The organism is Limnohabitans lacus, assembly GCF_030053395.1.
GTDB classification, from domain to species: Bacteria; Pseudomonadota; Gammaproteobacteria; order Burkholderiales; family Burkholderiaceae_C; genus Limnohabitans_A; species Limnohabitans_A lacus.
Genome location: NZ_JASGBH010000010.1, coordinates 93,666 through 118,099, shown reverse-complemented (window position 1 = coordinate 118,099; position 24,434 = coordinate 93,666). Strand labels below are relative to the sequence as shown.

23 protein-coding genes are annotated in these 24,434 nt (G+C 62.5%); 12 read left to right on the top strand and 11 right to left on the bottom strand.

Annotated elements, in window-relative coordinates:
- Positions 1-102 precede the first annotated feature (102 nt).
- The 3 genes from QLQ16_RS13610 (at position 103) to QLQ16_RS13600 (ending at position 2,224) form a co-directional block, all read left to right on the top strand.
- On the top strand, positions 103-897 hold the full coding sequence (locus QLQ16_RS13610) for an SDR family NAD(P)-dependent oxidoreductase (protein ID WP_283225206.1): 795 nt from the start codon (positions 103-105) through the stop codon (positions 895-897).
- 205 nt (positions 898-1,102) lie between these two features.
- On the top strand, positions 1,103-1,501 hold the full coding sequence (gloA, locus tag QLQ16_RS13605) for a lactoylglutathione lyase (RefSeq protein ID WP_283225205.1): 399 nt from the start codon (positions 1,103-1,105) through the stop codon (positions 1,499-1,501).
- Between the two features lie 45 nt (positions 1,502-1,546).
- Positions 1,547-2,224, top strand: coding sequence for an SDR family oxidoreductase (locus QLQ16_RS13600; protein WP_283225204.1), 678 nt, complete (start codon positions 1,547-1,549; stop codon positions 2,222-2,224).
- Positions 2,225-2,258: 34 nt separating this feature from the next.
- On the opposite strand, the gene eda is transcribed toward QLQ16_RS13600, so the two are convergent.
- The 3 genes from eda to QLQ16_RS13585 all read right to left on the bottom strand — a co-directional run bounded on the left by eda (position 2,259) and on the right by QLQ16_RS13585 (position 5,137).
- A complete protein-coding gene (gene eda, locus QLQ16_RS13595) occupies positions 2,259-2,894 on the bottom strand; it encodes a bifunctional 4-hydroxy-2-oxoglutarate aldolase/2-dehydro-3-deoxy-phosphogluconate aldolase (RefSeq protein ID WP_283225203.1) in 636 nt (211 codons plus the stop codon).
- Complete coding sequence (edd, locus tag QLQ16_RS13590; RefSeq protein ID WP_283225202.1) at positions 2,885-4,726, bottom strand: phosphogluconate dehydratase; 1,842 nt, start codon at positions 4,724-4,726, stop codon at positions 2,885-2,887. Before edd ends, eda begins: the two co-directional genes overlap by 10 nt.
- 189 nt (positions 4,727-4,915) lie before the next feature.
- Complete coding sequence (locus tag QLQ16_RS13585) at positions 4,916-5,137, bottom strand: hypothetical protein (protein WP_283225201.1); 222 nt, start codon at positions 5,135-5,137, stop codon at positions 4,916-4,918.
- A 135-nt stretch (positions 5,138-5,272) separates the two neighbouring features.
- Here QLQ16_RS13585 and QLQ16_RS13580 point away from each other — a divergent pair, with 135 nt between their 5' ends.
- Complete coding sequence (locus QLQ16_RS13580; protein ID WP_431310422.1) at positions 5,273-5,815, top strand: gamma-glutamylcyclotransferase; 543 nt, start codon at positions 5,273-5,275, stop codon at positions 5,813-5,815.
- A gap of 35 nt (positions 5,816-5,850) precedes the next feature.
- Positions 5,851-6,483 carry a pyridoxamine 5'-phosphate oxidase gene (gene pdxH / locus QLQ16_RS13575; RefSeq protein ID WP_283225199.1) on the top strand — a complete coding sequence of 211 codons (633 nt, stop codon included), beginning with the start codon at positions 5,851-5,853 and terminating at the stop codon, positions 6,481-6,483.
- Between the two features lie 23 nt (positions 6,484-6,506).
- On the opposite strand, the gene QLQ16_RS13570 is transcribed toward pdxH, so the two are convergent.
- From QLQ16_RS13570 to QLQ16_RS13550, 5 genes are all read right to left on the bottom strand, one after another.
- A complete protein-coding gene (locus QLQ16_RS13570) occupies positions 6,507-7,466 on the bottom strand; it encodes an AEC family transporter (protein ID WP_283225198.1) in 960 nt (319 codons plus the stop codon).
- Between the two features lie 68 nt (positions 7,467-7,534).
- Positions 7,535-9,514: a TonB-dependent receptor gene (locus tag QLQ16_RS13565; protein ID WP_283225197.1), complete on the bottom strand. Its 1,980-nt coding sequence runs from the start codon at positions 9,512-9,514 to the stop codon at positions 7,535-7,537.
- A 67-nt stretch (positions 9,515-9,581) separates the two neighbouring features.
- Positions 9,582-9,926, bottom strand: a complete 345-nt coding sequence (locus QLQ16_RS13560) for a DUF2946 family protein (RefSeq protein WP_283225196.1) — start codon at positions 9,924-9,926, stop codon at positions 9,582-9,584.
- A 62-nt stretch (positions 9,927-9,988) separates the two neighbouring features.
- On the bottom strand, positions 9,989-10,522 hold the full coding sequence (gene msrA / locus QLQ16_RS13555) for a peptide-methionine (S)-S-oxide reductase MsrA (RefSeq protein WP_283225195.1): 534 nt from the start codon (positions 10,520-10,522) through the stop codon (positions 9,989-9,991).
- 31 nt (positions 10,523-10,553) lie between these two features.
- Positions 10,554-11,444: a LysR family transcriptional regulator gene (locus QLQ16_RS13550; protein ID WP_283225194.1), complete on the bottom strand. Its 891-nt coding sequence runs from the start codon at positions 11,442-11,444 to the stop codon at positions 10,554-10,556.
- Between the two features lie 98 nt (positions 11,445-11,542).
- Here QLQ16_RS13550 and QLQ16_RS13545 point away from each other — a divergent pair, with 98 nt between their 5' ends.
- The 7 genes from QLQ16_RS13545 (at position 11,543) to QLQ16_RS13515 (ending at position 20,277) form a co-directional block, all read left to right on the top strand.
- Complete coding sequence (locus QLQ16_RS13545) at positions 11,543-12,730, top strand: acyl-CoA dehydrogenase (protein ID WP_283225193.1); 1,188 nt, start codon at positions 11,543-11,545, stop codon at positions 12,728-12,730.
- A gap of 141 nt (positions 12,731-12,871) precedes the next feature.
- On the top strand, positions 12,872-13,522 hold the full coding sequence (locus QLQ16_RS13540; protein ID WP_283225192.1) for a TetR/AcrR family transcriptional regulator: 651 nt from the start codon (positions 12,872-12,874) through the stop codon (positions 13,520-13,522).
- Positions 13,519-14,637 (top strand): efflux RND transporter periplasmic adaptor subunit, encoded by a 1,119-nt coding sequence (locus QLQ16_RS13535; RefSeq protein ID WP_283225191.1) that lies wholly within the window; start codon positions 13,519-13,521, stop codon positions 14,635-14,637. Before QLQ16_RS13540 ends, QLQ16_RS13535 begins: the two co-directional genes overlap by 4 nt.
- A 12-nt stretch (positions 14,638-14,649) precedes the next feature.
- Positions 14,650-17,841 (top strand): efflux RND transporter permease subunit, encoded by a 3,192-nt coding sequence (locus QLQ16_RS13530; RefSeq protein ID WP_283225190.1) that lies wholly within the window; start codon positions 14,650-14,652, stop codon positions 17,839-17,841.
- A 40-nt stretch (positions 17,842-17,881) separates the two neighbouring features.
- A complete protein-coding gene (locus tag QLQ16_RS13525) occupies positions 17,882-18,541 on the top strand; it encodes a protein-L-isoaspartate O-methyltransferase family protein (protein WP_283225189.1) in 660 nt (219 codons plus the stop codon).
- Between the two features lie 5 nt (positions 18,542-18,546).
- Positions 18,547-18,876, top strand: coding sequence for a rhodanese-like domain-containing protein (locus QLQ16_RS13520; protein ID WP_283225188.1), 330 nt, complete (start codon positions 18,547-18,549; stop codon positions 18,874-18,876).
- A gap of 48 nt (positions 18,877-18,924) precedes the next feature.
- Complete coding sequence (locus QLQ16_RS13515; protein WP_283225187.1) at positions 18,925-20,277, top strand: TolC family outer membrane protein; 1,353 nt, start codon at positions 18,925-18,927, stop codon at positions 20,275-20,277.
- Between the two features lie 119 nt (positions 20,278-20,396).
- Here the strand turns inward: QLQ16_RS13515 and QLQ16_RS13510 are convergent, their stop codons facing one another.
- From QLQ16_RS13510 to QLQ16_RS13500, 3 genes are read right to left on the bottom strand one after another with little or no spacing between them, the layout of a single operon-like run.
- Positions 20,397-21,755 carry a 3-deoxy-D-manno-octulosonic acid transferase gene (locus QLQ16_RS13510; RefSeq protein WP_348534222.1) on the bottom strand — a complete coding sequence of 453 codons (1,359 nt, stop codon included), beginning with the start codon at positions 21,753-21,755 and terminating at the stop codon, positions 20,397-20,399.
- A gap of 21 nt (positions 21,756-21,776) precedes the next feature.
- Positions 21,777-22,850: a glycosyltransferase family 4 protein gene (locus tag QLQ16_RS13505; RefSeq protein ID WP_283225186.1), complete on the bottom strand. Its 1,074-nt coding sequence runs from the start codon at positions 22,848-22,850 to the stop codon at positions 21,777-21,779.
- A 24-nt stretch (positions 22,851-22,874) separates the two neighbouring features.
- The gene (locus QLQ16_RS13500) at positions 22,875-24,278 is read right to left on the bottom strand and encodes a phosphomannomutase/phosphoglucomutase (protein ID WP_283225185.1); all 1,404 of its coding nucleotides are present in this window, start codon (positions 24,276-24,278) and stop codon (positions 22,875-22,877) included.
- Between the last annotated feature and the right edge of the window lie 156 nt (positions 24,279-24,434).

The following is a 24,434-nucleotide window of genomic DNA, read 5'->3' as shown; positions in this document are numbered from 1 at the left end:
CTCAGGCGCCCAAAAGAGATGGAACTCAGTGCAGGACATCGGCCTGTCCTGAATGTGGCAGCATGGCGTGCTTGAACGCCAACCCAGCGAGGAGTCCATCCCATGTTCCCTTTGATCAATTTGAGTTTCGGTCTGCAAGGCCGCGTGGTCATCGTCACCGGCGCGGCCAATGGCATTGGCGAAGCCTGTGCTCGCCGCTTTGCCCACGAGCAAGCCCATGTGGTGCTGGCCGATGTGAACAGCGAGAGGGGCAACGCCGTTGCAGCGCAACTGCGCGAACAAGGCCACAGTGCCCGCTTCATGGCCTGTGACGTTTCGCGCAAGGCCGATGTCGACGCCCTGGTGGACCACGTGCTGGAGGCCTTTGGCCGCATCGACGTGCTGGTCAACAACGCGGGCATCTTCAAGGCAGCCGACTTTCTGGACGTGACCGAGGAAGACTTCGATGCGGTGATCAAGGTGAACATCAAAGGCTCGTTCCTGATGGGCCAGGCCGCAGCCCGTGCCATGAAGGGCACCGGGGGCGGTGCCATCGTCAACATGAGCTCGGTCAATGCGGTGCTGGCCATCCCCAACATCGCCAGCTACAACGTGAGCAAAGGCGGCATCAACCAGTTGACGCGGGCCATGTCTTTGGCACTGGCTGACTTTGGCATCCGCGTGAATGCGGTAGCCCCCGGCACGATCGCCACCGAACTGGCCCGCCAAGCGGTGCTGACGAGCGAAGCGGCCGAAAAGAAAATCATGATGCGCACCCCGATGAAGCGCCTCGGAGAGCCCGATGAAGTGGCCAAGGTGGTGGCCTTTTTGGCCAGCGACGCGGCCAGCTACATCACGGGGGAAATCGTCACCGTGGATGGCGGTCGCATGGCGCTCAACTACACCGTGCCTGTTTGAAAAAACCCCTGGGTGTGAACACATCCCTACCCCACATCGGCTGCGGCTTGGCGCAGGCGCAAGGGGTGCACAGCATGGTGAAGCCGAGTCGCGGACGCACCACGGCCGATGCCCCGCCGGTCGGGCTGGATGGTACCCTTTAGCCTCATGCCCGACAGGCCTGCCCTGTTTTTGAAATGCCGACTTTGACCCCTGGAACCCGACCATGAGACTTCTTCACACCATGCTGCGCGTGGGCAACCTGCAACGCTCGATCGACTTTTACACCCAAGTGCTGGGCATGACGCTGCAACGCACCTCGGAAAACCCCGAGTACAAATACTCGCTGGCATTTGTCGGCTACGGCACCAACCCAGACCATGCCGAAATTGAGCTGACGTACAACTGGGGCGTGGACAGCTATGACATGGGCAGCGCCTATGGCCACATCGCTCTGGGTGTGCCGGACGTTTACGCCGCCTGTGACAAGATCAAAGCCGCTGGCGGCAACGTGACGCGCGAGCCTGGCCCGGTCAAAGGCGGCAGTACCGTCATTGCCTTTGTCACCGATCCCGATGGCTACAAGATCGAGTTGATTCAGCGGCCGCAATACGCGAACCTCTGAGCCTTGGCATCAGCGCCAAAGGCGATCATTTTCAGGAGTCCTCACATGGTCAACTTGTCTGGCAAACGCATCCTGGTGACCCAGGCCAAAGACTTCATGGGCCCGGCCTTGTGTCAGGCCTTGGCGCAATGTGGCGCGGAGGTGATCGCCGACGAACGCTTGCTCACCGCACCGCACGATGCCCAGGCCCTGATCGACACGGCTGGCCCACTCGATGCGCTGGTGATCAACCTGGCGCTGCCTGCGCCATCCACCCCCGTGACGCAAATCGACGAAGACGAATGGCGCCAGGTGTTTGAGGTGATGGTCGACCCACTGCCCCGCTTGGTGCGGGCGGTCGTGCCCGGCATGAAGGCCCGTGGCGGCGGCAAAATCATTGTGATGGGCAGTGCCTCGGCCCTGCGCGGCATGAAGCGGGCCGCCACCTACAGCGCCGCACGCGGTGCGCAACTGGCCTATGTGCAGGCTGCAGGCGTGGAACTGGCGCCCGACAACATCCAGCTCAATGCCGTGGCGCAAAACTTTGTCGACAACCCCACCTACTTCCCAGCCGAAGTGCAGGCGAATCCGAGGTTTCAAGAGCGCCTCAAGCGCGAAGTGCCGCTGGGCCGCTTGGTCAAAGCCGAAGAAGACGCGAGCTTTGTGGCCTACCTGTGCAGCGACGCTGCCAGCTGCTTTGTCGGCCAAGCCTTTCCCATGTCGGGCGGCTGGGCGGTGCGCTGATCAAATGTCGGACCAGAAGGTACCGACCTGCCCATCAACGTGCCAGCTGAGTCGCCTCACGCGCCAATTTTTCGATACGCGCCCAGTCGCCTTGGGCCATGGCGTCAGCAGGCACCAACCACGATCCCCCCACACAAGCCACATTGGGCAAGCTCAGCAGCTCGTGGGCGTTTTGTGGGGTCACGCCGCCTGTGGGGCAAAACTTCACATCAAAGAACGGGCCACTCCAGGCCTTGAGCATGGCGGGGCCGCCCGCTTGCATGGCCGGGAAGAATTTGAGTTCGGTGTAGCCACCCTCTTGGGCCATCATGATTTCGCTGCCGGTGGACACACCCGGCAACAAAGGCAGACCTAAGTCTTTGCAAGCTTGGCCCACTGCCGGGGTGTAGCCGGGGCTGACTGCAAAACGGGCACCGGCTTTGACGGCAGCGGCGGCGTCTTGCGGGCTGCGCACCGTGCCTGCACCCACCACGGCGCCTTCGACTTCGTTGGCAATCGCTTCCATGCAAGCCAGGGCCTGCGGCGTGCGCAGCGTGATTTCGAGCATGCGGATGCCACCGGCCAGCAAGGCGCGGGCCATGGGCACGGCGTGGGCCACGTCGTTCAACACGATCACGGGGATCACGGGGGCGTCCTGCATCACTTGCAGGGAGGTCAAATTCACAGCCATGTGCAGGCTCCTTCTTCGGCTTTGAGCGCGTTGCGGCGCAGGTTGGCAAACAGTTCACGGCCCATGCCCACGCCGTTGGCAGCACGCAGCTCGGCGGGCATTTGGGCCAGTGGGCGGGCGGCCCATTCGGCCTCGCTCACCAGCACTTGCAATGAGCCGGCCACGCCATCGAGGCGGACCCAATCCCCATCCTGCACTTTGGCCAGCGGGCCACCGGCTGCGGCTTCGGGCGACACATGAATGGCGGCGGGCACTTTGCCCGACGCACCGCTCATGCGGCCGTCGGTGACCAGCGCCACTTTGAAACCCTTGCCTTGCAGCACGGCCATGGGCGGGGTGAGTTTGTGCAGCTCGGGCATGCCGTTGGCCTGCGGGCCTTGCCAGCGCACCACACACACGACATCGCGGTCGAGTTCTCCGGCCTTGAACGCTTGCTGCAATTCGTCTTGCGAATTGAACACGCGGGCTGGGGCTTCGATGACGTGAAAGGCTTCCGGCACGGCCGAGATCTTGATCACGCTGCGGCCCAGATTGCCTTGCAGCAATTTCAGCCCACCCGAGGCGCTGAAGGGGCTCGTCGCGGGGCGCACCACGGTGTCGTCTTGACTGGCACCGGCGTCCTGCCAGACCAGCTGGCCATTTGGCGCAGAAGGAATGCGCGTGAATTCGCGCAGGCCGCCAGGGCGCACCGTGAGCACATCGGCGTGCATCAGGCCTGCATCAAGCAGTTCGCGGATCACATAGCCCGGGCCGCCTGCGGCCTGGAACTGGTTCACATCGGCGCTGCCGTTGGGGTAGACACGCGTCAGCAGCGGCACCACGTCGGACAGGGCCGAGAAATCGTCCCAGTCGATCACGATGCCGGCCGCACGCGCCACCGCCACCCAGTGGATCAGGTGGTTGGTCGAGCCGCCCGTGGCCAAGAGGGCGACCATGGCGTTGACGATGCAGCGCTCGTCTACCACGCGGCCAATGGGCGTGAAGTTTTGGCCTTTGACCAGCGCCAGCACGGTGCGAGCGGCTTCGCGGGTCAGTTCTTGGCGCACGCCTTCGCCCGGGTTGATGAAGGCGGTGCCGGGCACATGCAGGCCCATGGCTTCGAGCAGCATCTGGTTGCTGTTGGCCGTGCCATAGAAGGTGCATGTCCCTTCGCCATGGTAGGCCTTGGACTCGGCCTCCAAAAGCTCGGGGCGACCAACCAGACCTTGTGCGGCTTGTTCACGCACCTTGGATTTTTCGCTGTTGGACAGGCCGCTGGTCATGGGGCCTGCGGGCACAAACACCGTGGGCAAATGGCCAAACTGCAAAGCGCCAATCAAGAGACCGGGCACGATCTTGTCGCACACGCCCAGCATCAGGGCAGCGTCAAACACGTCGTGGCTGAGCGACACCGCTGTGGCCATGGCGATCACGTCGCGGCTGAACAAGCTCAGCTCCATGCCCGGTGTGCCCTGGGTCACGCCGTCGCACATGGCGGGCACGCCGCCAGCCACTTGGGCGGTGGCGCCGAGTTTGCGGGCTTCGTCCTTGATGAGGTCGGGATAGTGTTGCAGCGGCGCGTGGGCCGACAGCAGGTCGTTGTAGGCGTTGACGATGCCGATGTTGGGGGCACGCGGTGCCACCACTTTGATTTTGTCGAGCGCGGTGGCGCGGCTCTTATCGCCCTCGGGCATGGCGGCAAAGGCGTGGGCCACGTTGGCGCAGCCCAGGCGCTGTGCGCCGGGGTCTTGGCTGGCCGCAGCATCCACCTGGGCCAAATAAGCTTGGCGCGTCGGACGGCTGCGTTCAATGATGCGGGCCGTGACGGCCACCAATGTCGGGTGAAGGGTCATGAACTTGGGCCTTGAAAGGCTTGGTAACAAAATTACATCACCGATGGTAACCGCCTTCGGCCGCTTTGGACCGTTCAGGCGGTTACAGATGGGGTACAACTCGACAGGAGGCGGTTTTTGGACGGCTTTCGGATGGTTTGAGGCGTAAAAAAACCCGCCGAAGCGGGTTTTCAATGGGCCTAGGGCCAATCACTTGGCGGCCGAGGCTTCCGCTGCAGGGGCCACAGCGGGAGCCGATGCGTCCGCAGCTGGGGCAGAAGCTTCAGCGGCTGGTGCCGTCACGGCCGCAGCAGGCGCGGCTTTTTTGCTTTTGGCAACGCCAAAACCAACGGCCAGGCCAATGGCCAGCACGATCACGGCCACCAAAACGGCCCACACGACAGCTTGGTTGTCATCTTGAGGATTCGACATGTTTCTTTTCTCCGAAAATGGTGGGCAGATTGTAATGGGGCCTCATGGCACATGACTGACACCACCCACACCGGAAAAACCATCGACAAGGCAGGCGAGCCGAGCACAAGCCCGTTGACGCCCTATCGAAGCGATTTGCTGGAGCGCTTTCGGGCGGAGGCGGCAGACCAAGATTTGTGGGTGTTTGGCTATGCGTCCTTGCTTTGGCGCCCTGAATTCGATGCGCAAGAGCAACACGCCAGTCGCGTCTGGGGCTGGCACCGCGCCCTCAAAATGTGGAGCCGCCTGAACCGAGGCAGCCCCGAATGCCCGGGTCTGGTGTTTGCGCTGCTGCCCGGCGGCAGCTGTCAAGGCGTGGTGTACCGGGTCGCGCCCAACGAAACCGACGAAGTGCTGCGGCGGCTTTGGGCACGCGAGATGCCCATGGACGTTTACACCCCGAGCTGGCTGACCTGTCAAACCGCCCAAGGCCCGGTCAAAGCGCTGGCCTTCACCTTGCCGCGCAGCAGCCCCAGTTTCACGGGTCATTTGCCCGCCGAAACCTACCGGCAAATTTTTCAACAAGCCAGCGGACGCTTTGGCTCTACGATCGATTACGCGCGGCAAACCTACGAAAGCCTAAAGGCCCACGGCATCCACGACCGGGCTTTGGCGGCCTTGCTCAGGCATGCGGATTGACGGGCATCCTGCAGGACCTGCCTATACTGGAAGGCATGAACATCGCCGACCTTCGCAAAAGCTACGAAAAAGCCGAACTCAACGAGAACGCCTCGCATGCCGACCCCTTGAAGCAATTCGAACAGTGGTTGCAAGAGGCCATCGCCGCCGAAGTACCCGAGCCCAATGCCATGACACTGGCGACCGTGGGCAGCGACTTGCGGCCCAGCACCCGGGTGGTGCTGATCAAAGGCTGCGACGCGCGCGGCATCGTCTGGTACACCAATTACGACAGCCAAAAAGGCCGTGAGCTGGCGGGCAACCCTTTTGCCGCGCTGCAGTTTCATTGGGTCGAACTCGAACGCGTGGTGCGCATCGAAGGCCGCGTGGAAAAAGTCTCTGACGAAGAAAGCGACACCTACTTCCACAGCCGGCCTCTGGATTCGCGCATCGGGGCCTGGGCCTCACCACAAAGCCAGGTGATTGACAGCCGCACGGTGTTGGTGACCAACGCCGCGAAATACGCGGCGCAATTCATGCTCAAACCCCCTCGCCCACCCCACTGGGGCGGCTACCGCCTAGTGCCCGACAGCTGGCAGTTTTGGCAAGGCCGCAAAAGCCGCCTGCACGATCGCTTGCGCTACACCTTGCGCGACGATCAGTGGCTTCGCGAGCGGCTGGCGCCTTGAGCGTGACTGCCGCCTGAACCCGTTCAGACTGTGGGCAGCAAAGGCAACACCGCCATCACCAACGACACACTGACCAAGGCCATGGCGGTGGAGACGGCCACGCCGGCGGTGACGGTGTCTTCCTCTTTGCGGTAACGCTGCGAGAACAAAAACACATTGGCCCCGATGGGCAAAGCGGCCACCACCACCATCACCGACAGGTGCAGGCCGCGCATGCCCAGCGCCCATCCGACACCGGCCATGAGCAAGGGGTGGACCACGGTCTTGACCAGAGACAAACGCAGCGCCTCTTTCAGCCGCACCCCGATCGCCGTTTGCGACAAGGTGATGCCCACCAAGACCAGGGCCACCGGGCCGAAAGCGCTGCCCAGCAACTGCAAGGGCTTGTCGACCACCGGATGCAAGCCCCAGCCGGTTTGGGCATAGAGCAGGCCTGCCAAGATGGGCAAGGGCACCGGGTGAAAAATCGCGCTGCGCATGGCCTGCAGCACGGTGGCCAGCATGTGGCGTTGCTCGCCACTTTGGGCCGCTTGTTCGTGCGCCATTTGCAACTCCAGCACCAAGGTGGCCATGGTCAACAAGACCAAAGCGTGCAAGGAGATCAAGGTGAACAGCAAGACCAGGCCCTCTTGCCCATAGGCCAGGCCGATCAGCGGCACGCCGATCATCAAGGTGTTGCTGAAGATGCCCGCCAAGGCCAGCACCGAGGCCCGCGAGTCTCGGCCGTAGACCATCAGCATGGCGAAAAACAAAGCCGCTGCCACCGCGAAATACTGAAATACAGGCCGCAGCTCCAGCAGCTCCAAATGCACCGAGCTCATGGTGCGAAACAGCATGGCTTGGGTCAGCACCAGAAACACCAAGTTGGACAGGTCCCGCACGGCTTCCGGGCGCACCAGCTTGGCGCGCCCGGAAATGAAACCGATGAAGATCAGCAAGACCACGGGCAGCAGCGACGACAGGACGGGGTGGTCAAGGTTCATGCTGCTGATTATCGAGGCCCCTCATGGCGGTAACCCATCGGGTACCACGTAGAGCTGCCGCCCAGCCCTCAGAAGCTGGCCTGCACGCCCAGCTTGAGGCTGCGGCCCGGCAATGGCGATTTGCCAAATGCGGTGGTGGTCAAGATCGAGCTGGCGCTGTAGGCCAGCTGGTGGGTCAGGTTGTCCAAACGGGCAAACCACTGCAGCACCGTGGTGTCGAGCTTTTGACGATAGGACACACTGGCGTTGACCAAGGTGTAGGCCCCGGTGGCCACACTGCCATCGGGCACGCGCTGTTGCGCGGCATGCCAGTCGGCACCCACTTTGGCGCTCCAAGGACCTTGACCATAAACCAGCGTGGCCCCCAAGCGCATGGGTGCGATGCGTGGCAAAGGTTCCCCCGTGCGGATGTTGGTCGCCCGCACGGTGTCGGCACGCCAGTCGAGGTCCAGCGTGGACGCGTTTTGCCACAAGCGCTGACGACCGTTGGCTTCGATACCCCTGAACTGGGCCTTCACGCCTTGGTAATGTTGAACAGGCAAGTCTTCCTCGATCGCGCTGGTGTTCATCAAGCCAATGTAGTTGGCAAACTGGCTGGCAAATGCCGTCACCGCCATGCGGTTCGGACCCGACTTCCACTGCAGACCCCAATCCATGCTGTTGGATTTTTCAACGCCCAAGCTGCTGCTGCCCACTTCCCAAGCATGGGTCGCCAAGTGGGGGCCGTTCGCAAAAAGTTCGTAATCCTTGGGGGCACGCTGTGTCATGGCGGCGTTGCCGCTCAGGCTCCAAGTGGGCGACAACTTGAGCACCGCACCCGCTGCAAGGCTGAAAGGCGAGAAATCGCGGGTGCCGACCTCGAAGCGGTCCAGCGCGGGGTTGCCCAAAGACTGCACCCGCACCGATTCCCAACGCGCGCCGGCATTGAATTGCCCCCAAGTGGTGGGCAACTCCTCGTGCACAAACACGGCCTGACTGCGCGTGCGGCTAAAGGGTGCAAAGGCTTCCTCGCCCACGGCTGAAAAACGGCCCGATTCCACCTGAAAGCCCAAGACACCCTGCCAGCCGGCCACCGGGCGATGCCGCGCCTCCACACGCAGGTCTTGCCCCTTGTTGGCAAACAAGGTGCCCGCCGCACCGTTGTCAAACTCGGTGTGTTGGTAATCGGTGTGGCTCAGGCGGGCTTTGACACGGTCAAACCAGCCCGGCAGTTGGCGCACTTGCCCTTCAAGCGCATAACGGGTGGTCTTCATGCCGATCGTCACCTGGTCTTCGGCCACTGTGCCGTAATCGCTTTGGTAAGTGTTGACCGAGGCGCCCAGGTAGCCATGGTCCCAGAAGGTGCTGGCCCCGATGGCGCCGCCACGGGATTCGCTGGCCGAATTGCAAATGCGACGGGCTTGGGCGGGTGAGCCCGGCTTGTCGCAGGCCAAGGACACGGGCACCCGCACATCGCCGGTACGGCGATCGAAGCCGTCAGCATGCACAGCCCAGCGTTCATTGCCCGATTCCAAAAGGGCTGCGGCGCTTCGCTCTGCATTGCCTGTGGCCGCTTGCAACTGCGCCTTGCCCGACACGCCAGACAAGCCCTCACGCGGGATTCGGTTGTCGATCACATTGACCACCCCGCCCACCGCGCTGCCGCCGTATTGCAAGGCCGCCGCGCCGCGCAAAACCTCGATGCGCTCTGTGGACAACACATCGAGCGGCACCGCATGGTCATAACTCAGGGCCGACACATCCAGGCTCGAAGCATTGTTGTTCAGCACGCGGATGCGGTCGCCGTCCAAGCCGCGGATGATGGGGCGGCTGGCGTTGGGGCCGAAGTAGGTGCTGGCGACGCCCGGCAAGCCGTTCAGGGTTTCGCCCAGCGTGCTTTGCCCGCGTTCGAGCAGATCGCTGCGGCCCATGGCGCTGGCAGGAACGGCGGTTTGCGCGCTGCCCAAAGGGTTGCCGGTGATGATGACTTCGCCAGGCGCGGTTTGCGCCATGGCCGAGCACAGGGCGCAAGCGCCAGCCAGTGCCGAAAATTTGAAATGTGTCTGCATGGTCTGAATTTGAAAAACAAGAACGCGTCTGATCGCCACACGGGCAGATCAGACGGGGATCGTGGGTTCAAATCCAGACAGGGGGTGCGCGCGCCTGTGTGGGCCACCAGGGTTCGGCCGAAAACGTCGATGCTTCTCGAAACACCAGCGCAAGCGCCGGCAGTTGCACCAACACGGGGACCGCAGGCCAGATGGGCAGTGCACTGGCATGGGCCAAATGGTCCAGCACCTGGCACAAACCGGAGCCCATGGCATGGCCATCGTCTTGATCAGCGGCAGCTGCGGACACCGCCGTGACTTGCTGCACCTGGTGCGCGATGCCGTGCCACTGCCCCCAGATCGGCGCCCACAGCAATGCCGCGACCAGCCAAAGGGTCAAGGCAAATCGGCTGCGAAACAAGCGACTGATCATGCGAGGGGGTAGCTAGAACTCAAACAGGCTGAGCTGTCTGACGGGTTGGGCGAATGCTGATTTTATGCCCGCACCAAACGGGCAAAGGTCTGGCGGAACTTGGCCACTTTGGGCGCGGCCACGGCCAGGCAATAGCCTTGGTCAGGGTTGCGCTCGAAAAAGTCTTGGTGGTAGTCCTCGGCCGCGCTGTAATTGGCCAACGGCAACACTTCGGTCACGATGGGCTGGCCAAAAGCTTGCGCGGCGGTCAGCTCGGCGATCAAGGCATGGGCCACCTCGGCCTGCGCGGGTGTGGTGAAGTAGATGCCGCTGCGGTACTGCGTGCCGCGATCGTTGCCCTGGCGGTTCAGTGTGGTCGGGTCGTGGATGACAAAAAGAATCTCCAGCAACTCGCGGGTGCTGACTTGGGCAGGGTCGTATTGCAGCTTGACCACTTCGTTGTGGCCTGTGGTGCCTGTGCAAACGTCCTCGTAGCTGGGGTTCAGCGCGTGGCCGTTGCAATAACCCGACTCCACATCGGTGACGCCACGCACCTTAACGTACACCGCTTCCGTGCACCAAAAGCATCCGCCGCCGAGCACCAATGTCTCTGTCATGTCATCTTCCTTGTCTGATACAGCTGGGCCATTATCCGGCTCGGACAAAGTCGGCGCTGACCGCCTGCACGAAGTCCTTGAGCGCCATCTGGTCGCGGCCGCTGCGCCACAGGCAGCGGGTGTCGTAGCGCACATCGGCCTGCGCCAAGGGCACAAAGGCCACGCCCGCCAGCGCCGACTTTTGCAAAGCCTGCGGCACCAGCGCCACCCCCAGGCCCTGGGACACCAAGGACACCACGCTCAGCCAGTGGCGCAACTCGTGCACGGCGGGGGGCAGCCAACCGGCCTGTTCGCATTCGCTCAAGATGCGGGCGTGGTAGTCGGGCGAGACGGTGCGTGAAACCACCACCAAAGGCTCTCCGCGCAACTGGTCCAGGCCCAAGCTGCTGGCCTGCGCCAAGGCGTGCGATTGCGGCAAACAAGCCACCAAGGGCTGGCTGACCACCAAGACCTGGTCAAAACCGGGCGGCACGCGGGGGGTGTGGACAAAGCCCACATCCAAGCGGTCGCGCACCAGCTCGGACAGCTGCTCGCTGGAACTCATCTCCAACAGCACCAGCTTCAGGCGCGGGTGGCTGGCCTGAAAGCGCGCCAGCAACTGCGGCAGCCCGCAATACAGCATGGTGCCGGCAAAGCCGATGTGCAGCTCACCGGCTTGGCCCTCGGCCACCTCGCGCGCTTCGCGGGCGGCGTCGCTCGCCTGCGCCAGCAGGGCGCGGGCTGCAGGCACAAAGGCCTGCCCAGCGGCTGTGAGCTGCACGCCCCGGCTGTTGCGGGTGAACAGCTGCGCTCCCACCGACGCTTCGAGCTGCTGGATGTTGAGCGACAGCGGTGGCTGCGAGATCGACAGCCGCTGGGCCGCCCGGCCAAAGTGCAGCTCTTCTGCCAAGGCCAGAAAATAACGGAGGTGACGGAATTCCATGTATTAAAAATTTATATTGATGAATCCATAATCAATATTAGACAGCTATTCATGGTGCCCTGACAATCGGGCTCAGGACTTTTTTACGGAGACACCCCATGGCCAACCCCAAAAACACCTTCAACTGGGAAGACCCCTTTCACCTCAGCGCCCAACTGACCGACGACGAGCGCCAGGTCAGCGAAGCCGCCCGCGCCTATTGCCAAGAGCGTTTGCTGCCCCGCGTCAAGGACGCTTTTCTGAATGAAACCACCGACCGCGCCATCTTCAACGAGATGGGCGAGCTGGGCCTCTTGGGCGCGACCATCCCCGAACAATACGGCGGTGCGGGCCTCAACTACGTTTGCTACGGCTTGGTCGCTCGCGAAGTCGAGCGCGTGGACTCGGGTTACCGCTCCATGATGAGCGTGCAGTCGTCCCTGGTGATGGTGCCGATCAACGACTTTGGCACCGAAGCGCAAAAACAGAAATACCTGCCCAAGCTGGCCCGTGGCGAGTGGGTCGGCTGCTTTGGCCTGACCGAACCCAACCACGGCTCCGACCCCGGCAGCATGATCACCCGCGCCAAGAAAGTGCCCGGTGGCTACAGCCTGTCGGGCGCCAAGATGTGGATCACCAACAGCCCCATCGCTGACGTGTTCGTGGTGTGGGCCAAGGACGATGAAGGTGCGATCCGCGGTTTCATCCTTGAAAAAGGTTGGAAAGGCCTGTCGGCCCCTGCGGTGCACGGCAAGGTCGGTCTGCGCGCTTCGATCACGGGTGAAATCGTCATGGACGAGGTCTTCTGCCCCGAAGAAAACGCCTTTCCTGAAGTGCGTGGATTGAAAGGCCCCTTCACTTGCCTGAACAGCGCGCGCTACGGCATCGCTTGGGGCGCCTTGGGCGCTGCTGAAGACTGCTTCTTCCGTGCCCGCCAGTACGTGATGGACCGTCAGCAGTTTGGCCGCCCCTTGGCCGCCAACCAGCTGATCCAGAAAAAACTGGCCGACATGCTGACCGAAATCAGCTTGGGCCTGCAAGGCTGCCTGCGCCTAGGCCGAATGAAGGACGAAGGCACCGCCTCGGTGGACCTGACATCGATTCTCAAGCGCAACAGCTGCGGCAAGGCACTGGACATCGCTCGCCTGGCGCGTGACATGATGGGCGGCAACGGCATCAGCGCCGAATACGGCGTGGCCCGCCACCTGGTGAACCTGGAAGTGGTCAACACCTACGAAGGCACACACGATGTGCACGCCCTGATCTTGGGCCGCGCCATCACGGGCATCGCAGCGTTCTCCAACTGAGCACGCTCACGACCTGCCAAACCCAGGGGCTTCGGCCCCTTTTTTTCGACCTGCGCTTGACGCCAACGTGCGGCGCAACACCTTGACGCTGTGGGACCCAGGCTTTACATTACTAACCAATCAGTCATTAATTGATTTTTTGTGAACGCCACAGAAACCCACGCTCCCCACAAACGCGAACGCCGCAAACAAGACCGCCCCGGAGAACTCCTGGAGGCGGCTTTGGATTTGTTCGTCGAAAAAGGCTTTGCGGCCACGCGTGTGGAAGAAGTCGCCGCCCGCGCCGGTGTGTCCAAGGGCACCTTGTTTTTGTACTTCCCCAGCAAGGAAGAACTCTTCAAGGCGGTGATCATGGAAAACGTGGCCCGCCCCGTGGCCGAGGGCATCAGCGAGGCCGAGTCCTTTGAAGGCAGCAGCGGCGATTTGCTCGAATGGATGATGCTCGAATGGTGGCGCCGCTACGGGGCCACCAAAGCTTCGGGCATTTCCAAACTCATGATGAGTGAGGCGGGCAACTTCCCCGCCTTGGCCGACTTTTTCCGCAACACCGTGATCGAGCCCTCCCACGCCTTGGTGCGCTTCATCTTGCAACGCGGCATCGACCGCGGTGAATTTCGCGCCATGGATATCCATGCGGTCATCCATTCGGTGATCTCCCCCTTGATCTTTTTGGTCATGGAAAAACATGCGCTGGGCGCTTGCGGACAAAGCCCGCATGCGCTGGTGCCCGAAACCTTTTTATCCAACCACGCCGACCTGTTGGTCCGCGGCTTGAAGCCTGAAACCCCATGAAAAAATCTACCCTCTGGATCCTGTCGGGCGTGACGCTGGCTGTGCTGGTGGCAGGTGGTGCCCGCCTGATGAGCCAGCGCAAAGCGGCCACCGCAGCCGCGCCTGCCGTGGTCGTCCCCACACTGGAATTGGCCAAGTCCGACGTCTTCACCGTCAAGACCCAAGCCCTGGCGCTGGGTTTGCCGGTGTCGGGCGCACTCAAAGCCAGCCAAAGCGCCTTCCTCAAGGCCCGCGTGGCCGGTGAACTGGTGAGCCTGTCCGTGCGCGAAGGCGATACCGTGCAAGCCGGCCAAGTCGTGGCACGCGTGGACCCGGTGGAATACCAGGCCCGCCAGCGCCAGGCACAGCAACAAGCTGACTCGGCCAAAGCGCAGGTGGACATTGCCCAGCGCCAATACGACAACAACAAGGCTTTGGTGGACCAGGGCTTCATCTCGCAGACCGCGCTGATCACCTCGCAAGCCAGCTTGAACGGCGCCAAAGCCACCCACATGGCCGCGGTGGCGGCGCTGGATGTGGCCAACAAAGCCATGGACGACGCCAACTTGAAGGCCCCTTTCACCGGGCAGATTGCCCAGCGCTTGGTGCCCCAAGGTGAACGCGTGGCGATCGATGCCCGCATCGTCGAGATCGTCAACCTCTCGCAACTCGAACTGGAAGCCGCCCTGCCCGCCAACGACGCGGCCCAGGTGCGCGTGGGCATGAAAGCGCAGCTGCAAGTCGAAGGGCTGAGCCAGGCGGTCGAAGCGCGCGTCTTGCGCATCAATCCCAGCGCCCAAGCGGGCAGCCGCAGTGTGTTGGTTTACCTGGGCGTGGCCGGTCGCGAAGGTTTGCGCCAAGGCCTGTTTGCCGAAGGCGCTTTGGGCACCCAGACCGTGCAGGCCATGGCCGTGCCCTTGACCAGTGTGCGCACCGACAAACCCCAGCCCTATGTGCAGGTGATCGATGGCCAGGCCGTGCGCCATGTGGGCGTCAAGACCGGCGCCCGCACCGAAGTGCAAGGCCGTGCGATGGTGGCCGTAGAAGGCCTGACCGAGGGCATGCAAGTGCTGGCCGCCAGCGCAGGCGCGGTGCGCGAAGGTGTGCAGATCAAATTCACGGCTGCGGCCCAATAAAAGGCCTCCAGCATGTGGTTCACCCGTGTCAGTCTGAAAAACCCCGTTTTTGCCACCATGGTCATGTTGGCCTTGGTGGTGCTGGGCCTGTTTGCCTACCAGCGCCTCAAAGTTGACCAGTTCCCCAACATCGACTTTCCGGTGGTGGTGATCAGCACCGAATACCCCGGCGCATCGCCCGAGATCGTCGAGAGCGAAGTCTCCAAAAAGATCGAAGAAGGCGTCAACTCGATCGCCGGCATCAATGCCCTGACCTCGCGCAGCTACGAAAACCAGTCGGTCGTGGTGATCGAGTTCCAGCTGCACATTGACGGTCGCAAAGCCGCCGAAGACGTGCGCGAAAAAGTCGCCTCGATTCGCCCGAACCTGCGCACCGAAGTCAAAGAACCCAAGGTGCTGCGATTTGACCCCTCCAGCAAAGCCATCTGGTCGCTGGCCGTGGTGCCCGACACCACCCAGGCCAAAGCCCCCACGGCGGTGGAGATGACCAACTGGTCCGAACAGGTGCTGAAAAAGCGCCTCGAAAACGTGCGCGGCGTGGGCTCGGTCACCTTGGTGGGCGGCACGCGCCGCGAGATCAACCTGTACCTGCAACCCTCGGCCATGGAAGCGCTGGGCGTCACCGCCGACCAGGTGGTGGCCGCCGTGCGCAACGAAAACCAGGACCTGCCGGTGGGCGCGATCCGCTCGCTCGAGCAAGAGCGCATGGTGCAAGTCGAGTCGCGCATGAAGCGCCCCGAAGACTTTGGCCAGATCATCGTGGCCCGCAAAGGCGGCTCGCCGGTGCGCCTGTCGCAAGTGGCGCGTGTCCAAGACGGTGCTCAAGAGGTCGAGTCGCTGGCGCTCTACAACGGCCAGCGCACCTTGCTCTTGTCGGTGCAGAAGTCGCAAGACGAGAACACCATCCAGGTCATCGACGGCTTGATCAAGACCGTGGCCGAGCTGAAAACCCAGCTGCCGGCGGGCATTCGCCTGGAGCCCATCACCGACAGTTCACGGCCCATCCGTGTGGCGGTGGACAACGTTCGCCGCACCCTGATCGAAGGCGCCATCCTGACGGTGCTGATCGTGTTCCTGTTTTTGAATTCCTGGCGCTCCACCGTGATCACCGGCTTGACGCTGCCGATCTCGCTGATCGGCACCTTCATGTTCATGAACATGTTTGGCTTCACCATCAACATGATCACGCTGATGGCGCTGTCGCTGTGCGTGGGCTTGTTGATCGATGACGCCATCGTGGTGCGCGAGAACATCGTGCGCCATGTGCAAATGGGCAAGGACGCCTACAAGGCCTCGTTGGAAGGCACGCAGGAAATTGGCCTGGCCGTGCTGGCGACCACGCTGTCCATCGTGGCGGTGTTTTTGCCGATCGGTTTCATGGAAGGCATCATCGGCAAGTTCTTCCACGAGTTCGGCATCACCATCGTGGCGGCGGTGGGCATTTCGATGTTCGTCAGCTTCACACTCGACCCCATGCTCTCGAGCATCTGGCACGACCCCAGCATTGAGGCGCACGGCAAGCACCACGCCCCCGTGACCCTGTACGACAAAACCATCGGCCGCGTGACCGGCTGGTTTGACACCGGCACCGACAAGCTGTCGGACGCTTACCAAAAAATTCTGGCTTGGTCGCTGGTGCACAAGCGCAAGACCGTGCTGATGGCCATTGGCGTGTTCGTGACCAGCATCTTCATGGTGCCGCTCTTGGGCACCGAGTTCGTGCCCAAGGCCGACTTTTCAGAAACCAGCGTGAGCTTCCAGACGCCCGTGGGCAGTTCTTTGGAAGCGACCGAGGCCAAGGCCCGCCAAGTGGAAGCCATCGTGCGCGAGTTCCCTGAAGTGCGTTACACCGTGACCACGCTCAACACCAGCAACGCGCTGGGCAAAAACAACGCCAGCATGTATGTTCGCCTGGTGGACCGCAAAGACCGCCAACGCAGCGTGGACCAGATGTCGGCCGCCTTGCGCGAGCGTTTGCTGCAAGTGCCGGGCATCACCGTCACCCATGCCGGTTTGCTCGACAGCGTGGGCGGCAACAAACAAATCGAGTTTTCGATCCAAGGCCCTGACCAGCGCGAACTTGAACGCCTGACCCTGCTGGCCATGGACAAGCTGCGCGCCATACCGGGACTGGTCGATTTGGACTCCAGCGTCAAAGCCAACAAGCCCACCATTGCCGTGCAAATGCGCAGCACCGCTGCCTCGGACCTGGGCTTGGGCACCGCGCAAGTGGCTGGCCCCCTGCGCACCTTGGTAGCAGGCCAAACCGTGGGCAACTGGCGTGCGCCCGATGACCAAACCTACGACGTGAACGTGCGCCTGTCGCCCGATGCGCGCAACAACCTGCAAGACCTGGAACGCCTGCCCTTTGCCCTGAGCGCCGCCGATGGCAGCACCCGCACCGTGCGCCTGGGCCAGGTGGCCAAGGTGAGCGAAAGCACCGGCTCCAACCAGATCAACCGCCGTGACCTGACGCGCGAAGTGGCCATCAATGCCAACGTGTACCAACGGGCCGCAGGCCAGGTCTCGGGTGACATCAAGGCCGTGATGGAAGGCCTGAACCTGCCCCCGGGCTACCGCTATCAGTTCAACGGCTCCACCAAGAACATGGCCGAATCCTTTGGCTACGCCCTGTCGGCCCTGGCGTTGGCGGTGATCTTCATCTACATGATCTTGGCCAGCCAGTTCAAGAGCTTTCTGCAGCCCCTGGCCCTGATGACCGCCCTGCCCCTGACACTGATCGGTGTGGTGCTGGCCCTGATGGCCTTCCACTCGACTTTGTCGATGTTCTCCATCATCGGGGTGATCATGCTGATGGGCCTGGTGACCAAGAACGCCATCTTGCTGGTGGACTTTGCCATCCGTGCCCGCGAAGATCAGACGGACACGGACGGCCGCCGCATCCCCGGCATGGAACGCAGCCAAGCCCTCTTGATGGCCGCCAAAGTGCGCCTGCGCCCGATTTTGATGACCACCTTGGCCATGATTTTTGGCATGGTGCCGCTGGCTTTTGCCCTGACCGAGGGCTCTGAGCAACGCGCCCCGATGGGCCAGGCCGTCATTGGCGGGGTGATCACTTCTTCGCTGTTGACGCTGGTGGTGGTGCCGGTGGTGTACTGCTACATGGATGATCTGGCGCAATGGCTGCGCCGAAAAGCCGGTTTGGCCCCTGCGCGTCAGGGCTCTGTGGGCACAGGCCAGTAAAATCGGCCCGATATTGATAAACCCCTCAGGAGTAGAAAAAATGGATTTGAACCAGGCCCGCTTCAACATGATCGAACAGCAAATCCGCCCTTGGGAAGTGCTGGACCCTCAGGTGCTGGACTTGTTGTCGGTGGTTCGCCGCGAAGACTTTGCCCCGCTGGCCCACAAGGCGCTGGCTTTTGTGGACATGGAAATCCCACTGGGCACAGCCGCCAACCAGGTCATGTTGGCCCCACGTGTGCAGGCCCGTTTGCTGCAAGAGCTGGCCCTGAAAAACACCGACAAAGTGCTTGAAATCGGCACCGGCTCCGGCTTCATGGCCGCTTTGATCGCCAGCCAAGCCGCCAGCGTGCTGTCGCTCGAGATCGACGCCGACCTGGCCACCCGAGCCCAAGCCAATTTGCAAAAAGCCGGCATGCACAACGCCACCGTGCGTGCGGCAGACGGCACCCAAGGCGCTCCCGCCGACGGCCCGTTTGACGCGATCTTGCTCAGTGGCTCGGTGGCCCAAGTGCCCACCGCCTTGCTGCAACAACTCAAAGTCGGTGGTCGCCTGGTCGCCATCGTGGGTGACGAGCCCATGATGCGTGCCACCGTGGTCACCCGCAGCAGCGACAGCAGCTTCACCACCGCCGAGCCTTGGGACGTCAACGCCCCCCGCTTGAGCGGTTTCACCGAACCCTCTCGCTTTAGCTTCTGAGCCCCATGCAACAGATCACCCCCGCACAATTGAAGGACTGGGCTGCCGAGCAAAGTCAGCGCCCGGTGCTGCTGGACGTGCGCGAAGCCTGGGAACTCCAAACCGCGAGTGCCCGGCCTGACAGCCTGGACCTGGTGCACATGCCCATGCAAACCATTCCAGCCCGTTTGGACGAACTGGACCGGACACGCCCCATCGCTTGCCTGTGCCACCACGGTGCGCGCAGCCAGCAGGTCGCCCACTTCTTGGCCCAGCAAGGCTTTGAGGTGGTCAACGTGGCCGGCGGCATCCATGCCTGGTCCATGCAGGTCGACCCTACAGTGCCCGTGTACTGAACGCCCTCCTCGCGCTTCGCCTTTTTCAGGTTACCCAGAAAGATCTCCATGCAGACACAACGCGCTTCCTCCTTGTTCCAACGACTGCCGCTGGCCGTGCTTTTGTCTCTGGCTTTTGCCGGCACCAGCCAGGCCCAAAGTCTGGTGGACATGTACGAGATGGCCAAGGGCTATGACGCGGGGTACCAGGCGGCCAAAGCGCAATACCTGGCCAACCAAGCCAAGGCGGATCAGGGTAAATCGGCTTTGTTGCCGACTTTGGGGTTGAATGGCGGTGCAACGCGTTCAGATCGTTCATTGACACCCCAATCCAGTTCCTCCGACTACAGTTACACCACCCAAACAGCGGGCCTCAATGCAAGCCAGCCCCTTTACCGTCCTGCCAACTTTGCCGCTTACCAGCAAAGTCAAAAAACACTCGAGATTGCGCAAGCCGCGTTGAACCAAGCAGAACAAGACCTGATCGTGCGCACGACACAGGCTTACTTCGAAGTCCTGGCTGCCCAACAAAGCCTGACCTTTGTGCAAGCGCAAAAGTCTGCTGTGGCCGAGCAATTGGCCAGCGCCAAGCGCAACTTCGAAGTCGGCACCTCCACCATCACCGACACCCGCGAAGCCCAGGCCCGCTATGACCTGGTCATCGCCCAGGAAATCGCCGCCGACAACGATTTGCGCGTCAAAAAAGTGGCACTTGAATTGCTGGTCGGCAAATCCGGCATCACCCCTTTGAGCTTGAGCCCCCAAGCCAAGCTGCCCCCCGTAACGGGCGCCAATGCCGACGAGTGGATCGCGCAAAGCCTTCAATCTCACCCTGGCATCCAACAGGCCCGAGTGAACCTGGACATTGCCAAACTGGAGACCACCAAGGCCGAAGCCGGCCACAAGCCCACGGTGGATTTCACGCTGGGCTACAACGTGCAGAAGAACATTGGCGGGACATCGGTCACCCCCATTTCAGGCCAAAACCAGATCACCATCGCCAGCGCCGGCATCACCGCCAGCATGCCGATCTTTGCTGGCTTTGCCACGCAAAACCGCATCCGTGAAACCGTGGCCTTGGAAGACAAAGCCCGCAACGATTTGGAAGGCGCGCAGCGCCAAGTTGCCCAAGCCACGCGCACCGCCTATTTGGGCCTGCAATCGGGTCTGGGACAGGTCAAGGCCCTCGAAGCGGCCGAGTCCTCCAGCCAAGCGGCCCTGGATGCCAACAAACTGGGCTACCAAGTCGGTGTGCGCATCAACATCGATGTGCTCAACAGCCAAAGCCAGCTCTACCAGACCAAGCGCGACTTGGCCAAAGCCCGCTACGACGTCTTGCTCGGCCAGCTCAAACTGCGCCAAGCCAATGGCACGCTGAAGGCCGAAGACCTGCAAAGCATCAACGCCTTGCTGCAGAAGTAAACCGCCTCTTCAACCCTCAGCCCTGTCCATCCCCTGCGGTGGGCGGGGCTGAACTGTTTTTGAAGCACTGGATTGCCGCGCTTCGCTCGCCATGACGAATGACAAGATTTGCGGCAGTTTCAAGCGCCGTGGCTCAAGCCGCCGACTTGTGAATCGCTGAGTTGGCGGACGATCTCTTGCGCATAGCGATCGGCTGCACCCCGCCCTTGCGCCACCATGTCCAGCCCCGCTTGCTGCGCCTGCGCCAGAGCGGCGCGGTCGCTCAGCCAAGCCAGCGCCTGGTTCAGGGCACCGTCCATGTCGGCCACGCGCTGCGCAGCTCCAGCGGATTGGGCTTGTTCAGAAGCCTCTGCAAAATTGAAGGTGTGTGGCCCCATGATGATGGGGCAGCCAAAGGCCGCCGCCTCGATCAGGTTTTGCCCGCCCAAGGGCATGAAGCTGCCGCCCAACAAGGCCATGTCGGCCGCATGGAAGTACTGCGGCATCTCCCCCAAGCTGTCGCCCAGCCAAACCTGCGCATCCGTGGCCTGCGCAGGCCAAGCCCCATCGGCAGGCAAGGCGCTGCGCCTGAACACCGAGCAGCCCTTGGCCACCACCTGTTGGTGCACTTCGTCAAAGCGTTGGGGGTGGCGCGGCACCAAAAGCCATAGAACCCCCGCATCGGCAAAGGCTTGCATCCGTGCTGCGTTGGCGGCCAACGCCTCCAGCCACAGGGCTTCTTCGCCTTCTCGCGTGCTGGCCAGCATGATCACGGGGCGCGGCTGGCCCAGGCGTGACCATTGGCTTCGCCACCGCTGCGCGTTGGCCTGCGCCACAGGCTGGGGCTGCACGTCAAATTTGAGGTTGCCCAGCACCGCATCGACCCGCGCACCCAAGGCCCGCAAACGCTTGGCATCGGCATTGGACTGCGCCAGCACGCCACGCAAGCCTCGGTAGGCCGGGCCAGACAACCAAGACCAACGCTGGGCCGAGTGAAACGATTTGTCGTTGAGCCGGGCATTGGCCAAAAACAGCGGCACACCATGAATGCGGCAAGCCTGCACCAGCGAGGGCCAAACTTCCGTCTCCATCAACACCCCGCAGTGCGGCTGGTGGCGTTGCAAAAACCGACGGGTGGCCTCGGGCGTGTCCCAAGGCAGCCAGGCTTGGACATCGCCGGGCTGGAGCAGGGCTTGGCCCTGCGCCCAGCCGGTGGCGGTGCTGTGCGTCAGCAGCAAGCGCATGCCGGGCATGTGCTGGCGCAAGGCGTGGACCAGCAAAGCAGCCGCACGGGTCTCGCCCAGTGACACGGCATGCACCCAGACAGCGCCCGCCTTGACAGGGGTGTCATACACGCCAAAACGCTGGGGTACCTGATGCAAATAGCCGGGCTCTTGCTGACCTCGGCGCTGCAATTTACGGCGCAGCAGAGGCTGCAAAGCCCCCATCAACAGGCCGTAGACGGCCAAAGCACCGCGCTCTCGCCAGGACAAGTTCACTGGTGACAAGGTCGTCAAAACTCAGGCACCTGCAAACAGCTGGGCATACACGCGGCCAATGCCTTCGGCTTCTTTGGCCAAAGAAAACTGGTCCACCACGCGCTGACGCGCCGCTTGGCCCATGCGCAGGGCTTGCTCGCGGTCGCTCAAGACTTGGCGCACGGCTTGTGCCAGACCGGGCGCATCGCCCGTGTCCACCATCTCGCCGGTTTGTCCGGGAATGCTCAGCTGGTCAAACGCGCCGGTGCGCGAGCACACCAGGGCGCATTCGGTGGCGGCCGCCTCAAAAGGCGTCAAGCCAAAGGGCTCGTAACGCGGACAGGCCACACACAGCAGGCAGCGCTGGTACCACAGGTGCACCTGCCCCGCTGGCACTTCGCCCAAAAAGACGATGCGCTCGGACAAGCCTGCGGCGGCGATTTTGGCCTTGAGCGCGTCTTGATACGCCTGGTGCTTGGGCTGGGCCAAACCGGCGATCACGGCAGTGGCGCCGGGCAGGTGGGGCAAGGCCTCAATCATCGCGTCCACAAACACATCGCTGCCCTTGTCGGGGCGCACACGGCCAAACACGCCAATGCCGTACTCACCGGGCAGGCCGGAATCTTTCCAGGCCGTGCGCTTGTCGGCGGGTGGCGAAAAACGCGACAGGTCAATGCCGTGGGGCACCACCGCCGTGGTGTTGGGCACAAACGATGCGGCCAAGGGCGTGGTGGAGATCACCGCGTCCATTTTGGAAATCAACCAACGCGGAAAGGCCCCATGCAGGTGTTGCGCCGCCGAAGTGAAGACCAACTTGATGGGCAAACGCAGCACATCGCGCGCAAAAATCGCGGCCATCATTTCCGGGTCGCGGCGCACATGCCAGATCCGAAACGCTCGCCCCTCAGGCGGCTTGCGCGAGAGATGGATGGCCTCGCGCAGCGTCATGCCGTCGATGCCGTTGGACATGCGGGTGCCGCAAAAACCCAAGCGCCACTGGTGCGCCTGCAGCGGCACCAAGGCGTTGATGGTGGCCGACACGCCGGTGTAGCGTTCCTTGAGGTTGAACACAATGACCTCAGGGTCTTGGCTGAGCACGGCGTTGGCGGGATGCATCTCGGGCTTTCGAAAAAGACGGGGTCAGTGCGCAGCAGCGCCGATCTGCGCATCGGGCTTGACCGAGCGCAGCAGTGCCAGCATGTCGGCTTCGATGCGGTGCAGCGCCGCTTCGGTCTGGCCTTCAAAGCGCAGCACCAGCACCGGCGTGGTGTTCGACGCCCGGATCAGGCCAAAGCCATCGGGCCAGTCCACACGCAGGCCGTCGATGTCTGACACTTTGGCGGGCGCGCTGAAGGTGCTGCCGGCTTTGGCTTGCAGGGCACGCGTCACGCTGTGTGGCTCGCCTTCGGCGCAGGCCACGTTCAGCTCAGGCGTGCTGAAGCTGCTGGGCAGCGCGTTGAGCACCGCGTTGGCATCGGGACGCTTGCTCACGATCTCGAGCAAGCGGCAACCGGCATAGGTGCCGTCGTCAAAACCGTACCAACGTTCCTTGAAAAAGATGTGGCCACTCATCTCGCCGCCCAATGGGGCTTGGCCGCCTGCGGCCTCCACCTCTTTCATCTTGGCCTTAATGAGCGAATGACCGGTCTTGTACATCAGCGCTTGGCCGCCAGCGGCTTCGATGGCCGGGGCCAAGCGCTGCGAGCACTTCACATCAAACAAGATCGTGCCGCCGGGCACGCGCTGGAGCACGTCTTCGGCAAACAGCTGCATCTGGCGGTCGGGGTAGATGTTGTTGCCGTCTTTTGTGACGATGCCCAATCGGTCGCCGTCGCCGTCAAAAGCCAGGCCCAATTCGGCACCAGTCGTTTTGAGGGCTTGCATCAGGTCTTGCAGGTTTTCAGGCTTGCTGGGGTCGGGGTGGTGGTTGGGGAACTCGCCATCGACCTCGCTGAACAACTCGATCACCTCGCAGCCCAGGGCACGGAAGATGCCAGGCGCCGAAGCACCTGCGATGCCGTTGCCCGAGTCCACCACGATCTTCATGGGGCGCGACAAGCGGATGTCGCCCACGATGCGCTGGGTGTAGTCGGCCAGCACGTCCAGGTGTTCCACGCTGCCACCGGCTTGGAGCTGCCAGGTCTCGGCCTCGATCATTTGGCGCAGGGCTTGGATCTCGTCGCCATAAATGGCGCGACCGGCCAGCACCATCTTGAAGCCGTTGTAGTCCTTGGGGTTGTGGCTGCCTGTGACCTGGATGCCGCTTTGGCAGGCGGTGTTGGCCGCAAAGTAGAGCATGGGCGTGGTGGCCATGCCGATATCGATCACGCGGATGCCCGCCGCCACTAAACCGCGAATGAGCGCTGCCGACAAAGCAGGGCCACTCAAACGACCATCGCGCCCCACCGCCACGGTGGTATGCCCTTCGGCCCGCGCAGCGGTGCCAAAAGCCTTGCCCAGGCCCTCGGCGACTTGTTCGTTCAGGGTGGCAGGCACGATGCCGCGGATGTCGTAGGCTTTGAAAATCGAAGGGGTGACTTGCATGGGGACAAAGAGGTGAAAAGAATTGAAAATCAGCGAGAGGCTGATCTAGACATTCTGACTCCATTGTAGGCGGCGGCGGTTCGAAACCGGCCCGAAACCGAGCCTGAGCGGCGCCACAGACGCCCAGCTTCCGCCCCAAGATCTGCCCTTAACATG